Source organism: Megasphaera sp. AF13-6AC (assembly GCF_027685385.1).
GTDB classification, from domain to species: domain Bacteria; phylum Bacillota; class Negativicutes; order Veillonellales; family Megasphaeraceae; genus Megasphaera; species Megasphaera micronuciformis.
This window is the reverse complement of sequence record NZ_JAQCUN010000193.1, coordinates 1-442: the sequence shown is the minus strand read 5'-3', so window position 1 is coordinate 442 and position 442 is coordinate 1. Positions and strand designations below refer to the sequence as shown.

Genomic DNA, 442 nt, shown 5'->3' with positions numbered 1-442 from the left:
GACTTTAATAACATCCAGATTATGCTCAATAACAACGACAGTATCCCCTCCGTTGACAAGCAATTGCAACACATTCATAAGCTTATGAATATCCGCACTGTGTAATCCCGTAGTCGGTTCATCGAGAATGTATAAGGTCCGACCCGTACTACGTTTTGACAATTCCGTAGCCAGTTTGACACGCTGAGCCTCGCCGCCCGATAAGGTTGTCGCCGGCTGCCCCAAACGTATATACCCGAGTCCCACATCTTGCAAAGACTTCAACTTGTTCAGCACTCGCGGCACGTTGGCAAAAAACTCAACTCCTTCGTCTACCGTCATATCGAGGACTTCGGAAATGTTTTTACCCTTATACTTCACTTCCAGCGTTTCTCTATTATAACGGGCACCGTGGCATACTTCGCACGGCACATATACGTCCGGCAAAAAGTTCATTTCAATG

The 442-nt window shown here is 46.6% G+C and carries 1 protein-coding gene; it reads right to left on the bottom strand.

Translation table 11 applies throughout. The features are described from left to right. Positions 1–442, bottom strand: a 442-nt coding sequence (locus PGX78_RS07995) for an ATP-binding cassette domain-containing protein (protein WP_270446393.1), incomplete at both ends; no start/stop codon positions are given.